Below are 14,144 nucleotides of genomic sequence, written 5' to 3'. Positions count from 1 at the left end.
AAAGGGTGGCTCTAAAGCCGGAAAACGTTCTTTGGATGGCCGATTTTCTTGACTAATCCGCTCGCGGATAGTATTATATACCATATAAATAGTTTGACAATCAAAGTATTTGGTGGCGAAACCAAAGCGCTGCGAACGGGCGTGGAGACGAGCCGCCGACAGGTAAGTTGACATAGGAGGGATAAGATGGTAAATGTTTGCGAGATTTTGGGAACGCGGTACCCTATAATCCAGGGAGCTATGGCTAGGATAGCCGAATGCAATCTGGCGGCAGCTGTCAGCAATGGCGGCGGTCTGGGAATAATCGCGGCAGGCGGGCAGAGCGCCGACTGGCTGAGGGAACAGATAAAGAAGACCAGGGAGATGACTGATAAGCCTTTCGGTGTCAACATCATGCTGCTGGCCGACAATGTGGATGAGCTGATGGATGTGGTATGCGAGGAGAAGGTGCCTGTGGTGACTACGGGAGCGGGAAATCCAGGCAAATATATCAGCAAGCTGAAGGAATGCGGTATCAAGGTGATCCCGGTAGTGGCCAATGTCGCACTGGCGACACGAGTGGAGCGGGCCGGTGCTGACGCAGTCGTAGCTGAAGGTACAGAAGCCGGAGGTCATATCGGCGAGACGACAACCATGGCCCTCGTACCACAGATGGTAGATGCACTTGATATACCGGTCATTGCCGCAGGCGGTATCGCCGATGGAAGGGGCATCGCAGCGGCCTATATGCTGGGAGCAAAGGGCGTGCAGGTAGGTACCAGATTTCTTGTGGCTGACGAATGTATCATTCACCAGGGCTACAAGGATGCTATCCTGAAAGCGAAGGACTCTTCCACTGTAGCAACAGGAAGGAGCACGGGACATCCTGTGAGGATAATAAAGAATAAGCTGGCCAGAAAAATACTTTCTCTGGAGAAGCAAAATGCTCCGGAGGAAGAGATAAACCAGCTGTGCACAGGTACGCTGGCAGCTGCAGTGCGAGACGGTGATGCGGACAACGGCAATATCATGTCGGGACAGATAGCCGGGCTCGTGCACAAGGAGCAGCCGGCGGCGGAGATGATAGAGGAAATGTTCAAGGAGGTAGAGAAGATCTATGAAGATAGGAATAGTATTTGCAGGGCAGGGAGCGCAATATAGCGGGATGGGAAAGGACCTCTATGACAGCTACCCGGAGGCTAAAGAAATATTTGATATGGCCGGAGACCAGGTCAAGGAATGGTGTTTCAACGGAGACGAGGAGACCCTGAAGCAGACCCATGTGACGCAGCCGACTATTTACACCACCACAATGGCTGCCTACAAGGCGCTGATGGCGGAACTGGAAAAGGAAGGAATTGCCGATAAGCTGGAGATCGATGCGCTGGCCGGGTTCAGTCTGGGAGAGTATTCGGCACTTACGGCCGCAGGCGCTATAGATGAAATAAGCAAAGGTATCGACATAGTTTCCAAGAGAGGCGTGATGATGCAGGAAGCCGGTCTCGATGAGGAAGGCAACGCCAAAGGCGGCATGGCCGCAGGCATCGGCGACAGAGAGGCTATACTGGAGGCGGTGGAAGAGGCCAGAGAGGATGGCATCCTTGAGGGCGTCAATTTCAATTCCCCTGTTCAGACGGTAGTCGCGGGAGATAAAGCTGCGCTCAAAAGGTTCAGGAGGGCCGCGAAAGCCAAAGGCGTCAAAGCGATACCTCTAGGCGTCAGCACAGCCTTCCACAGCCCGATGATGGTACCGGCAGCGGAAAAGCTGAGAACGGTGCTCAAAGAAGCAGAGCTCAAAGAACCGAAGATGAAGGTATATGCCAATGTGACAGCCGATGACATCATGAAGGATTTTGACGGCGGCGATGTGGGAGCGTATATGACCGACATGCTGGCGAAGCAGGCCATGAGCCCGGTTTACTGGGAGGAGATCATCAAGCGGTTCGATGGTGACGGAGTGAAGGCTATTATAGAAGTGGGTCCGGGAAAAACTCTGACAGGACTCACGAAAAAGACGTGTCCTGACATAGCTGCGCTCCATGTGGAGGATATGGAAACATTGAAAGAAACAGTACAGCAGCTGAAGGAACTGATTTAGAGCGTTTGATAAGACTAAGAGCGCAGAGAAAAACGGAGAGGCCGGCGCTCTTTTCGGAAGGAGAACGATCGGAGGGAACAGAAGAGATATGTTGAAAGGCAAGACAGCAGTTATAACGGGAGGCGTCAGAGGGATAGGCAAAGCTATAGCCAAGGCCTTTTGCCGGAACGGAGCCAATGTGATCCTCTGCTACAGGAGTAATGACGCTGAAGCGGAAAAGACAGCGGCAGAACTATCTGGCTTCGGGCCGCAGGTGAAACTGGTCAAAGGCGATGTGGCAGATCCGGAGACGGCGAAGAGGGTCGCCGGTCTGATAAAAGATGAGTTTGACAAGAAAGTCGACATACTGGTGAACAACGCCGGCATAACCAATGACAAGTTGATGATGAGAATGAGCGATGAGGATTTCACAAAGGTGATAGATGCCAACCTCAATGGAACATTTTACATGATGAAGGAATTATCTGCTCTGATGGTAAAAAAGAAAAACGGTGTCATCATAAATATGGCATCGGTATCAGGACTCAAAGGAAATCCGGCACAGGTCAATTACAGCGCGTCCAAGGCCGGCATCGTAGGTATGACTCTTTCGGCGGCCAAAGAGCTGGGAAGACGTGGTATCAGAGTCAACGCCATCGCGCCGGGATTCATAGAAACTGATATGACGGCGGTATTGACTGATGAGCAAAAGGAGACAGCCGCAAAGAACATAACGCTGGGAAGGCTGGGGCAGCCGGAGGATATAGCTAACGCGGCCCTTTTCCTGGCTTCCGATATGGGAGCGTATATAACAGGACAGGTAATAAGCGTGGATGGCGGTATCATAATGTAAGGAGGAAACATTTATGGAAAAAAGAGTTGTTGTGACGGGGATAGGAGCTGTTTCCCCTGTAGGTAATGATGTAGACGCCATGTGGGAGTCTGTCAGAGCGGGAAAGCATGGGATAGCACAGATAACAAGATTTGATCTGGAAGGCCAGAAGGTGACGCTGGCGGCGGAAGTGAAGGATTTTGATTTCGGAGACAGAAGAGCTGCCAAAAGGCTTGATATAGCCGACCAGTATGCGCTGGTGGCAGCCAGAGAGGCCATGGCTGACAGTGGTATCGTCAGCGGGGAAAACGTCGATCCGAACAGGTTCGGAGTATACGGAGGAACAGGCATAGGAGGGCTGGCGACACTGGAAAGCGAGGTGTCCAAATGTGTGAAGAAGAATACGCCTGCCAGGGCTTCTGCTTTGCTGGTGCCTATGATGATGCCTAATGCCATCGCCGGAAATATTTCCATGGAGTTCAAGGCCAAAGGAGCCAGCTTTGGCATAGTTTCCGCCTGTGCTGCCGGAACTCACAATATAGGAGAGGCGTACAGAAATATCAAGCACGGATATAACGATGTAGTCATAGCAGGCGGTGCAGAGTCGGTATTGGCTCCGATATCTTTTTCGGGATTTGCCAATATGACGGCGATGAATCCGACTACCGATCCTGACAGAGCATCCATACCGTTTGACGTGGACAGGAATGGTTTCATACTTGGCGAAGGAGCAGGATGGCTGATACTGGAAGAGCTGGAGCATGCCAAGGCAAGAGGCGCTGAAATACTGGCTGAGGTCGTTGGATATGGTGCCACGTCCGATGCATATCATATCACGGCGCCTGATCCGGAGGGTGAGGGAGCATCAAGAGCGCTGGAAATGGCTATAGAAGATGCGGGTATCGCTCCATCGGATGTGGATTATATCAATGCCCATGGGACAGGGACGCCATACAATGACGCTTTTGAGACCATCGCTATAAAGAAGGTCTTCGGAGATGATACAAAGGTACCTGTAAGCTCCACCAAGAGCATGACGGGACATCTGCTGGGAGCGGCAGGAGGGCTGGAGGCTGTCATATGCGTAAAAGCTCTCATTGAGGGTTTCATACCTCCTACGGCAGGTCTTCAGAAACAGGATCCGGAGCTGGATCTGGACTATGTCCCTATCCAGGGAAGAGAGGCTGATCTCAAATATGTTCTGTCCAATTCTTTGGGGTTCGGCGGACACAATGCTGCTCTCATAATGAAAAAATATGAGGATTAGGAGGAGCGCAACATGTTGATGAACAAGGAGCAGATAAAGGAAGTGATCCCTCATAGAGAACCATTTCTGCTGGTGGATCAGGTGGAGGAGATGGAAGTAGGCAGATCCATCGTTGCCACCAAGTTCGTCACTGAGGACGAATACTACTTCAAAGGACATTTCCCTGGACAGCCTATAATGCCGGGAGTGTTGATCGTGGAATCTCTGGCTCAGGCGGGAGCCATCGCGCTCCTTTCCATGCCGGAACATAAAGGAAAGCTGGCGGTTTTCGGAGCTATAAAGAATGCCAGGTTCAAAAAGCAGGTAGTGCCGGGAGATACGCTGACTCTCAATGTGACTCTTGACAGACTGAGGAGCAGTACGGGAACAGGTATTGCGGAAGCCTATGTAGGCGATGTACTTGCCTGCAAGTGTGAGATAATGTTTGCCTTCAGTTAGGAGACGGACGTGGACAGAGAGATAAGGAAGCTGAACGATACGCTGGTCAATATCTTCAATACGGTGATGAAGATGGAAGAGGAAGCCATACAGAAGGCCTCCTACGATGACATTTCCATTACGGAGGTCCACACGCTGGAGGCCATAGGCACAGGAAGGGCCAGGACCATGACCCATGTGGCCAATATCCTCGGAATAAAGGTCAGTACGCTGACGACAGCCGTCGGCAGACTGGTAAAAAAAGGATATGCCAGGCGTTTTCGTGATGAGGCCGACAGACGCATGGTAAAGATCAGTCTGTCAGAGCGGGGAGCCAGGGTGGTACGGGAGCATGAGGCTTTCCACGAAGCCATGATAAGGGCCGCTCTTTCCGGGATACCTGAGGACAGCATCAGCCGGTTTGTTGAATCTGTCGGCAGCATAAATGATTTTCTCCTCATGAGGAGAAGCACAGCTTATGCCAGAAAGAGAGAATTCAAGCTCTCTGCTATGAAGCTGGCAGGCAACGAACTGCCTGTCCCCATAGTACAGGCCGGGATGAGCATAGGGGTGGCAGGGAGCCGCCTGGCCGCGGCAGTCGCCCTGGAGGGCGGTCTTGGTCTCATTGGGACCTCTGAGATAGGATGGCGAACAAAGGGATATGATAAAGATCCGCTGACGGTCAATCTCAGGGTCATTGAGGAAGAAGTGGCGCGTGCCCGGAAGAACGTCGAAGCGGGCGGAGGAAGAGGTCTGGTAGGCGCAGCCGTCATGTGGACTCATCGGGATGCCGGCAAGTATGTAAAGGCGGCGGTAAAGGGCGGAGCACAGGTCATTGTCACCAGCGCCGGCCTTCCTAAAGACCTGCCGGCGTATTGTAGTGACCGCAAAATAGCGCTGATACCCACCATATCGTCTCGAAGAGCCGCGTCTGCAATAACCAAGACGTGGACTCAGAAGTACAACAGGACTCCTGATGGGTTTATTTTTCAGGGGCCGTTGGCGGCAGGACTTCTGGGGTTCAAAGAGTCGGAGCTGGAGAAAGCATGCGGTGACAGGTATAAGATCATCGCTGAGGTGAAAGCCGAGCTGGGGAAGCTTGAAAACTGTCCTCTGATAGTAGGCGGGGGCATAGCCTGCAGGGAGGACGCTGAAAAGGTGTACGATTATGGAGCTGACGGCATCATGATGGGCACCAGGTTTGTGGCTACTGAAGAGTGCGACGCTGTCAGGCGTTACAAGGAGCTGTATTTGAACTGTACGGAAAATGATGTTACAATAATCAGAAGTCCTATGAAGACATCTGTGAGAGTGATGAAAAATTCGTTCGCTGACAGTCTTGCGGCCACAGGAAGAGAAGATTACGATATCATTGGAGCTGTCAGGCGGGCTGCCTGCGGTGATTACGACAATGGACTGATATTCTGCGGAGTCAGCGCTGAGAAGATAGAAAGTATAATGACTGTGAAGGATGTTTTCAGGGAATTCACCACATAGAAAGGAAGATTTTCCATGCTCAACATCTATCGCGGCGGAGAGCTGACAGACAGAGAAAAATTCATATTCGACCATATAAAAGGCAAGACCCTTCTGCTTGTGCCGGATCAGTTTTCGCTGCAGGCGGAGAGGGATGCCTTTTTCTATTTGCAAGAAAAGAGCCTGATGGATCTGAGAGTCGTTGATTTTTCCTCGCTGGGCCACAAGGCAGTACAGCAGACAGACGGGAAACGGCCGGAGCTGATAGATAAATACGGGCGCCATATGTTGTTGACTAAGGTCATAAGTCGTTGTGACGATCAGCTGAAGCTTTACAGAGGGAAGGGCAGGAAAAATTCGTTCGTTGATATGATCAACGGTGCTATTTCGGAGATGAAACGATACGACGTTACACCGGAGGATCTTCAGGGAGCGTTGGAAAATCTCGAGGAGGACAGCTATCTTAAATATAAGCTGGAGGACATACTGAAAATATACAAGCTGTATCAGGAGCAGATAGAAGGCAAGTATCTGGACTCGGAAGATTATATCGCTTTTTACGGCGACAGGATACTGGAAGCGCCGATGGTCCGGGAGTCGGAGATATGGATATATGGATTCGATACGTTCACTCCCAGGAATATACTGGTCATAGAAAGGCTTATGGCGGCTTCCCGCGGCGTGAACGTTGTAATGACTTATGAAAAGGACAATGACGTGTTTCGTCTTACCGAACATGTGATAAGGCAGCTTGTCGATGCCGCGGAAAGGACGGGAGTATCGGTACAGGTGGCGGATATGGATGGAGACCGTCGCAGGACAGTGTGGGACAGGCTGAGTCCGGGAAATCGAAAGTGTGCGGAGGATAAAGCGGCGCCGGGAGAACGGGATAATGGTAATACCGATGGATGTCTTTTGCGGGACAGTGCGGACATTTCTCCACTTACGTTGACGGAAGCCTCCAACATGTATTCAGAAGCTGACAGGGCGGCAGCCTTCATCTTGACATTGGTCAGGGAAAAAGGATACAAATTCGGCGATATCGTCGTGGTATGCAATGATACTGATACGAGAGGAGGGATATTGAGAAGGACTTTCATGCGATGGGGCATCCCCGTCTTTATGGACAGAAAAAGGAAGGTACTGCATCACCAGGCTGTGAATTTTTTGCTGGCGCTGATGGAGGTGACAGCGAAAGGTTATCGGGATGAGGCTTTGATGAGAATAGTGAAATCTGAGGTGACAGGATTTGACGGCGATGAAAAAGAGCTGTTGGAAAATTATGTGAGACAGTACAGGATACGTGGATCCATGTGGAAGACGCCTTTTGTCAAAGGCGTGGACAGCTGTGGTGCGGAACATCTCAATAAGCTCAACGAGTTGAGGGAAATACTGGTGAACATGGTGGAGCAGGCCAGATCGCGCATAGGCGTTCACAATACGGTAGAGGAGAAGATCCGAGGTCTCTTTGATTTCCTTGAAAAGGATATGGACATGATGGCGCGATTGAAAGACATATCGGAAGCTCAGGAAGAGGCGGGATTCCATGAAAATGCCGCGGAGACTGCCCAGAGCTGGAACGTCATATGTGAGATGCTTGACCAGATATTGGAGATATCGGGGGATGAGCGTGCTTCCAACGAGGAGTTGCTTCGGCTCCTGACGGCAGGCCTGGAAGAAGTGGAAATCGGCCTTGTACCTGTCAGCCCTGATTGTGTCATAATAGGCACGTTGCAGAGGACGAGGATAAGCCTCTTGAAAGCGTTGCTGGTGGTAGGTGCCAATGAAGGGGTGCTGCCTATGGGAAAGGACGACGAGGGTCTTCTCAGTGAGAGGGAAAAGGAGCTGCTCAGAGAAATGGATCTGGAGGTCTCCAAAGGAGACGAGGTAGTCAGACAGGAGGAGCAGCTGGCCATTTACAGGACATTTTGTCTGCCTGAGGAATACCTTTATGTGAGTTGCTGTAAGGTCGATGAAAACGGGGAAGAGTGCAGACCGTCGGAGGTCTTTACGTCACTCAGAGAAAAATTTGTCGAAAATACGGAAAGCGTATCGCTGTTTGGCGATCTGGAGGATTCTGACAACTTTATGGACATGATAACGTCGAAAAAAGGTACGCTGCAGTACATGACTGATGCGCTGAGAAAATACCGTGACGATGGCCTTCTGGATGACAGGTGGTTACAGGTCATGAATTGGTATGAGGAAAAGGATCTGGATGATCTCAGACGTGTCAGAAGCGGAATGGATTTCAATAATCGTGTAAAGGCTTTGGGAGACAGCTTTGCCGACAGTTTATACCGTGGTGATCGAGAAGCGCTGGAAGTCAGTGCTTCCAGATTGGAACAGTACAGCAAATGTCCATTTTCTCATTTTGTGATGTATGGGCTCCGGGCAGAGGAGCCTAGAGTCTATCAGGTAGGCGCCCGTGAGATCGGTGACGTGTATCACAGATGTCTGATGAGATTTTCACAGATGCTCACTCCGGAACAAAAGGATGGGATCTCTGTGGATGATGCCGATTCACTGTGGATGACCATAGGGAAGGAAGAATGCCGCCGGAAGGTGAAGGCCATCATCGAAGAGGATGCAGGCCTTTATCGCGAAGGACTGCTGTCTTCGGGAAGAGAGGAACGATACCGGACAGAGAGGATAATAGAGATCTGTGAAAGGATCGCCTGGGCCATGGTACAGCAGGTCAGAAAGGGCCAGATCAGAGAGATGCGGTTCGAATATCCTTTTGGGAAGAGTGGTCCGCTTCCGCCGGTAAAAGTGGAGCTGAACGGCAAGAAGATCTATATACAGGGGAAAATAGACAGATGCGATGTGCTGGAGGGCGACAGCATCAGGATAATCGACTATAAAACAGGAGCCGATACCATAAATCCCGAGTATTTCAGGAAGGGATATAAGCTGCAGCTGATGGTTTATCTGAAGGCTGCTTTGGATGCTGCTCCTCTGCAGAATCAGGAGCCTGCCGGCGTGTTTTATTTCAAGATAAAGGATGTGGATATGGACGCGGACACGTCTTCAGCGCCTGCAAATGCCGATGAGATGGAGGCAAGGATGGCGGACGCCTACAAACTGGAAGGAATACTCCTCAACGACGAAAAGCTCATAAGCGCGATGGACGGAGAAATAGACGGAGCTTCACACGTGATACCTGTGAAAGTCAGCGGAAAAGACGGCAGCTACAGACCGTCAGCAGGCGGATATCTGATGTCAAAGGAGGAATTCGGACAGCTCTATCAGCAGGTGGAAGAACAGGTAGAACGCATCTGTGGCGAGATCTGCAGCGGCAGTATCGACATAAGACCAAAACGTGAAAAGGAGAAGGATATGGAAGGCAATTACAAAACGGCATGTAAGTATTGCGGGTACAGGAGCATATGCATATTCGACACTTCTTTTCAAGGATGCGGATACGAGCAGGTGTGAGCTGACAGCCTCGTGATATTTATCAAATATCGCGAAAAATAACGATAAAAATGCATTTGCTCGCTTGACGTGAGAATTAACACATAGTAAAATAGTCATTGTAGATTTTCAGCGAGCCACTGTAGCTCATCTGGCAGAGCAGCACATTCGTAACGTGCAGGTGGCCGGTTCGATCCCGGCCAGTGGCTCCAATTTACAATAACTCATGAAAAAACGACACGGTGGACGCGCAGGCGATCCAGCCTGAAGCAATGGGGCATTGGCGCAGTTGGGAGCGCGCATGACTGGCAGTCATGAGGTCAGGGGTTCGAACCCCCTATGCTCCACCAATATCAATGAAAAAGCACGTTGGAAGCATTGAAATTCCAACGTGTTTTTTATTTATTTGTTTCCTATGAGTTGCTGTGAAAACCTGTAAATTCCTGTGTGACTTTTGTGCAAAAGTTGTAAAAAAGTTGTAAAATATTTTAAGAGGCGAAATCAGGAAGTTGATTCACAGCTTCCTTCATCTCGGACTTAGATATGAACGTGTAATATTTCGCAGTTACCTCTACAGATTTATGGCCCATGAGCTTAGATGCCACCTGCAGCGGAACACCCGCTTTGCAAAGTTCAGTGCAAAATGTGGCGCGAAACGCATGAAATTTTTTATATGGAATACCGTGAGCCTTGTAAAGCCTTTTGAGGGCCCGCCTTACATTTCTCTCATCGAGAAACGTTCCGTTTCTACTGGTGAAAATATAATTGGTTTTGTAATTATACCGTTCCATGTCACGCTGATGCCATTTTTTATGAAGCTCCAGCTCTTGCAAGACTATTTCATGCAAGGGAAGGTATCTTTTCGAATCGTATTTAGGTGGGCATATCGCACCTCTGTAAAACTGCCTTTGTAAATATAAAACGGCATTTTCTATATCGGTATATTTAAGAGCTATAAGCTCCGAAATGCGCAAGCCGGTATATATGTCTAAGATAACGAAAAACCTCAGCCTGTGGTTCGTCAGGGCCGCTATTATGGCCTTTAATTCGGCTTGACTCCATATAACAATTTCATCATTTTGCTTATTATCTTTCTTTTCTGGGACAATTACAGAATCCATAACATTTGGGATCTTTTCTGTCACGGAAGCCCATTTGAAAAATGCCACCATGAACTTCTGTATTCCCTTGATCACACTAAGTGTCACATCGAGAGAGTTATAGAAAATCTGTATATCCGCCGCAGAAACATGAGAGGCAGCTTTTCTCGTAAAGTCCGCACCTTTAATGTGAACGTTGTACGAGGAAAGGTATCTCAGTCTAGTCCCATGGGCATATTTTTTATCAACAGAGAGAACGTTGTCTGCGTAGTATTGCATAAGGTCACCCAGGGGTTTTGTATTATCAATACAGCCTTCTTTTTCCTTGTGTAGATTCTCCAAGTACTTTTTGTACTTCTGCTCCGCATTTCCCTTACTGGTTCCTGTAAACTGTTTTTTTATAGGGATCTTCTTCCCGTCCTTCCACTCGTGACCGACGGTCCGGGTTATCCGATAATAGTTGTATTCTTTGTCGCCACGCTTTATGGCGGTGTTCTTTTTTGTTGCCATGTGACCTCCTTTCCCTAATTTTGGGTACAAAAATACCCGCTTGAAAATACACGGGTCACATGGTACACTATATTTGTAAGACCAGTGAATCACGTAACCCGTGGTTCAAAAGCAGTCCTGCTCCAACAGGGCTGTTTTTATTGACATTTTGTGTGTATTTGCTATAATATATTTAGCAAGACAGCCGGTAAGGTGAGTGGGCACCCGCTCCGGCAATAGAGAACTAAAAAATAGTCGTCTACTGGGCTAAAGCAGGACGGCTATTTTTTATGTGCAACATTCAGAATCGCTACAATGAGTAGCCCGATGGTCAAAAGTACCATAAATTCTTCATATGTACTCATAAGCATCACCCTTTCCGAAAGACTCAGAACGGGTGGAGCCGCCTTTTTCGGCTGCCTTGTTAAATATATATCGTCAAACTGGTTAATGGTTATGCCATTTGTATGCTCTTCTGAAACCCGCCTCTTCGGCTTCTTTTACAGTTAATGCAAAAAATTCACCTTTATCATGATTGATTTTTACGTTGTCATATTGTTGATCCATAGGCAGGTGATATATTTTGCTTTTCTTGCCATATTCATCAATGCCAATATTGCATTTTATTCTTGGAAAATCGCCGATAGCTTGGTGTTCTACATAGTTTACGTTGAGATAATCAGCAACGGTTTTCGCCATGTCAGAAAGAGTTATGTTGGTAACAAACCTTGGAACAACATTTGTGGTGTTGCCCGTGTGTTCAAGTATATAAGAAACAGTAGTTCCGTAAAGTTGAAAAATATGCTTTTCGTGAATTTGTTTTTTATTGCTCCAATATTTACACTGTACTATTTCTGTTTTGTTATCTTTTGTGGCGATCAAGTCGCGCCCTAGGTCCGAAATGCGCATTTCAGACCCGAAATACGTTACCTCCCATCCTTTTTGCTCGTATAAATAACCTATGTATAGTTCATAGTCACGTCCAATCTGCCATTTTGTTTTCTTTGTTGAGGCTACATATCTATCTAAAGCGAGTTGGTTTATTTCAGCGGGGGATAATCGTTCCCATTCTTCATTGCTCAAATAATTCTTCAATGATTCTGAAGATGTTTTTTCTTCTGAATTTAGCACAGATGGGGGGACATCTTTAAAATCGGTTTCAAGCAAATCACGCAATTCAGGAAAAAGCTGAAGCAGATATAGTAGTTGATATTCATAGATCTTATATGCTTCTATTTTTTCTTTTGCATTTTTGCGAATTTCTCTGATTGAATTTACTTTATTAAGCCTTGCAACGTTTTCTCCCCAATCTAATTGCTTGGCAAGAATTTCAATATCATATGTTATGTAGTCCGACATGATTCCTGCTAGATAGGGGAGTGACTTTAGCTCCATCTTGAAAATTTTTGATAATTCCGCATTCCTATTATTAATCAATTTTCGCTGACTTTTATTCTCATCTATTAAATTGGTGTTTTCGCTTTTTATTTTGGCAATTTCAGATTCATGTTCTTTTATTTTGAAATTTAATCTTTGATAAATTTCCGCTTGGCTCTTCTCACTCCTGCTTAATTCCTTAGAAGTTCTTACATATTTTAGCGTTGTTGATATTAATGCAACTAACAAGAATATGGCAATAAAGGCGAATATGCCGTATTCGTTAAATAAATATGATATCATAGCAAATAGTATTTCTTGAAGGCAATTCTAAAAAACCCTCTTCATCTCAACGACTTTTCCATCTATCTCAACAGGGAGTTCCTCGATCTCCTTGTTACTGTAAAAGTGCGGCTCATAGACTGCTGGATTGTAGGCTATAAGCGTGATTCCATCTGCGCTCTTTTGGACCTTTTTCAAAGTGGCCTCATCTCCATTTATCCGAACCACAGCAATATCACCGCTTTCCACATCATTCTGCTGCCTGATAATAACTAAGTCTCCATCTTGAATTGCCGGGGACATACTATCTCCTTTGACCTTGAGGCATATAAAATCTCCGGTCTTTGCCAGTTCATGGCTTATTTCCTCATATCCCAGTGGGTCTTCATACGCGTCGGCGGGCATACCGGCAACGATGGTGCTGACGATAGGTATTGATACGCCGGTCGATTTGCGATGTTGTGAATCGTTGTCGTTCATTGGAACATCTAAACCCATCAGCCACTCAGGGGTAACATTTAGGGCGGTTGCCAATTTATATAAGTTTCGTTGCTTTGGCTCATAGTCTCCAGATAAATATGTACTCAGAGAAGACTTACCAATTTTTGTTTTGCGGCAAAGTTCGGCCTGTGTAATGTTGTTCTTTTCCATTGCCTGTTGGATACGTTCAGCAGTTGTCGCCATTCTGTCTCCCCTTTCTTTCGTTAGTATAATATAAGTATAGTCTATGCGTTCAGGAAATGCAACAAATATTTCGGAAATGATTAAAAAAAGTTCAGAAACATGAAAAATAGTAATTGACATGATGAAAGCGAAGTGGTATTATTAGTTCAGAAACACGAACGAAAGGAGGACGCCATGAACTTCGATTATTCAAGATTGAGAGGAAAAATAAAAGAGGTTTTTGGAACAGAAGAGAATTTTGCCAAAGCATTAGGAATTGGTAGAGTTTCGCTTAGTCAGAGATTGAATAATATTCTTGAATTTAGTCAGCGAGAAATGTTGAAATCATGCGAGCTGCTTGGTTTGGGGTATGACGAGATTTCTGACTATTTTTTTTGCAAAATGAGTTCAGAAACACGAACAAAATAATTCAAGGAGGTAATGAACATGACTAAGAAAAAGATGAAAAAGGAACTGCAGCGTGGAAAGCGGTTAGTCGGTGGTGTCGGAAAAAAAGTCGCCGACAAATATGACGACAATACAGCCAACGCCCAAACCGTCCCATACGTTGTGAGCAAGCGGCTTCTTAGGCTGGATGAAATAGATGATACCGGCGGGAAAGTGCAATACGGGGCGTCACAAGTCAATCGCGCGGCTGGGATTGCGGCTGCTGGTGAAGATATAGCTGATGATTATAGACGTTATAAGAGAGATTCTCGTCTTAGGCAATTGGTCGTAAATAAAAAGCTGTAGCGATATGAAATAATT

The 14,144-nt window shown here is 47.3% G+C and carries 12 protein-coding genes and 2 tRNA genes; 11 read left to right on the top strand and 3 right to left on the bottom strand.

The annotated features are described in order from the left end of the window. The first annotated feature begins 186 nt into the window (after positions 1-186). The 9 genes from fabK (at position 187) to ACQY69_RS06880 (ending at position 9,815) form a co-directional block, all read left to right on the top strand. Positions 187-1,140, top strand: coding sequence for an enoyl-[acyl-carrier-protein] reductase FabK (gene fabK / locus ACQY69_RS06920; protein ID WP_428259702.1), 954 nt, complete (start codon positions 187-189; stop codon positions 1,138-1,140). After that, the gene (locus ACQY69_RS06915) at positions 1,097-2,077 is read left to right on the top strand and encodes an ACP S-malonyltransferase (RefSeq protein WP_428259700.1); all 981 of its coding nucleotides are present in this window, start codon (positions 1,097-1,099) and stop codon (positions 2,075-2,077) included. Before fabK ends, ACQY69_RS06915 begins: the two co-directional genes overlap by 44 nt. Before the next feature lie 88 nt (positions 2,078-2,165). Further along, the gene (fabG, locus tag ACQY69_RS06910) at positions 2,166-2,909 is read left to right on the top strand and encodes a 3-oxoacyl-[acyl-carrier-protein] reductase (RefSeq protein WP_428259698.1); all 744 of its coding nucleotides are present in this window, start codon (positions 2,166-2,168) and stop codon (positions 2,907-2,909) included. A gap of 13 nt (positions 2,910-2,922) precedes the next feature. Continuing rightward, entirely contained in the window at positions 2,923-4,155 is a 1,233-nt protein-coding gene (gene fabF / locus ACQY69_RS06905; RefSeq protein ID WP_428259696.1) for a beta-ketoacyl-ACP synthase II, read from the top strand. Positions 4,156-4,167: 12 nt separating this feature from the next. After that, positions 4,168-4,593, top strand: a complete 426-nt coding sequence (fabZ, locus tag ACQY69_RS06900) for a 3-hydroxyacyl-ACP dehydratase FabZ (protein ID WP_428259694.1) — start codon at positions 4,168-4,170, stop codon at positions 4,591-4,593. Positions 4,594-4,602: 9 nt separating this feature from the next. Continuing rightward, complete coding sequence (locus ACQY69_RS06895; RefSeq protein ID WP_428259692.1) at positions 4,603-6,069, top strand: geranylgeranylglyceryl/heptaprenylglyceryl phosphate synthase; 1,467 nt, start codon at positions 4,603-4,605, stop codon at positions 6,067-6,069. 15 nt (positions 6,070-6,084) lie between these two features. Beyond that, positions 6,085-9,486: a PD-(D/E)XK nuclease family protein gene (locus tag ACQY69_RS06890; RefSeq protein ID WP_428259690.1), complete on the top strand. Its 3,402-nt coding sequence runs from the start codon at positions 6,085-6,087 to the stop codon at positions 9,484-9,486. Positions 9,487-9,601: 115 nt separating this feature from the next. Continuing rightward, positions 9,602-9,677 (top strand) — tRNA-Thr (locus ACQY69_RS06885). 62 nt (positions 9,678-9,739) lie between these two features. Next, a tRNA-Ala gene (locus ACQY69_RS06880) sits at positions 9,740-9,815 on the top strand. Positions 9,816-9,953: 138 nt separating this feature from the next. Here the strand turns inward: ACQY69_RS06880 and ACQY69_RS06875 are convergent. The 3 genes from ACQY69_RS06875 to ACQY69_RS06865 form a co-directional block, all read right to left on the bottom strand. After that, positions 9,954-11,075, bottom strand: a complete 1,122-nt coding sequence (locus ACQY69_RS06875; RefSeq protein ID WP_428259688.1) for a tyrosine-type recombinase/integrase — start codon at positions 11,073-11,075, stop codon at positions 9,954-9,956. Positions 11,076-11,501: 426 nt separating this feature from the next. Then, positions 11,502-12,734: a restriction endonuclease gene (locus ACQY69_RS06870; RefSeq protein ID WP_428259686.1), complete on the bottom strand. Its 1,233-nt coding sequence runs from the start codon at positions 12,732-12,734 to the stop codon at positions 11,502-11,504. Positions 12,735-12,761: 27 nt separating this feature from the next. Further along, positions 12,762-13,397 carry a LexA family protein gene (locus ACQY69_RS06865; protein ID WP_428259684.1) on the bottom strand — a complete coding sequence of 212 codons (636 nt, stop codon included), beginning with the start codon at positions 13,395-13,397 and terminating at the stop codon, positions 12,762-12,764. A 174-nt stretch (positions 13,398-13,571) separates the two neighbouring features. On the opposite strand from ACQY69_RS06865, the gene ACQY69_RS06860 reads away from it, so the two are divergent. Both ACQY69_RS06860 and ACQY69_RS06855 read left to right on the top strand, forming a co-directional pair. Then, a complete protein-coding gene (locus ACQY69_RS06860; protein WP_428259683.1) occupies positions 13,572-13,805 on the top strand; it encodes a DUF739 family protein in 234 nt (77 codons plus the stop codon). Positions 13,806-13,823: 18 nt separating this feature from the next. After that, positions 13,824-14,129 (top strand): hypothetical protein, encoded by a 306-nt coding sequence (locus tag ACQY69_RS06855; protein ID WP_428259682.1) that lies wholly within the window; start codon positions 13,824-13,826, stop codon positions 14,127-14,129. The last annotated feature ends 15 nt before the right edge of the window (positions 14,130-14,144 follow it).

The sequence above is a fragment of the Gallibacter sp. Marseille-QA0791 genome (assembly GCF_965119705.1).
Lineage (GTDB): Bacteria > Bacillota > Clostridia > Peptostreptococcales > Anaerovoracaceae > Lentihominibacter > Lentihominibacter excrementipullorum.
This window is presented reverse-complemented; position numbering and strand designations above follow the sequence as displayed.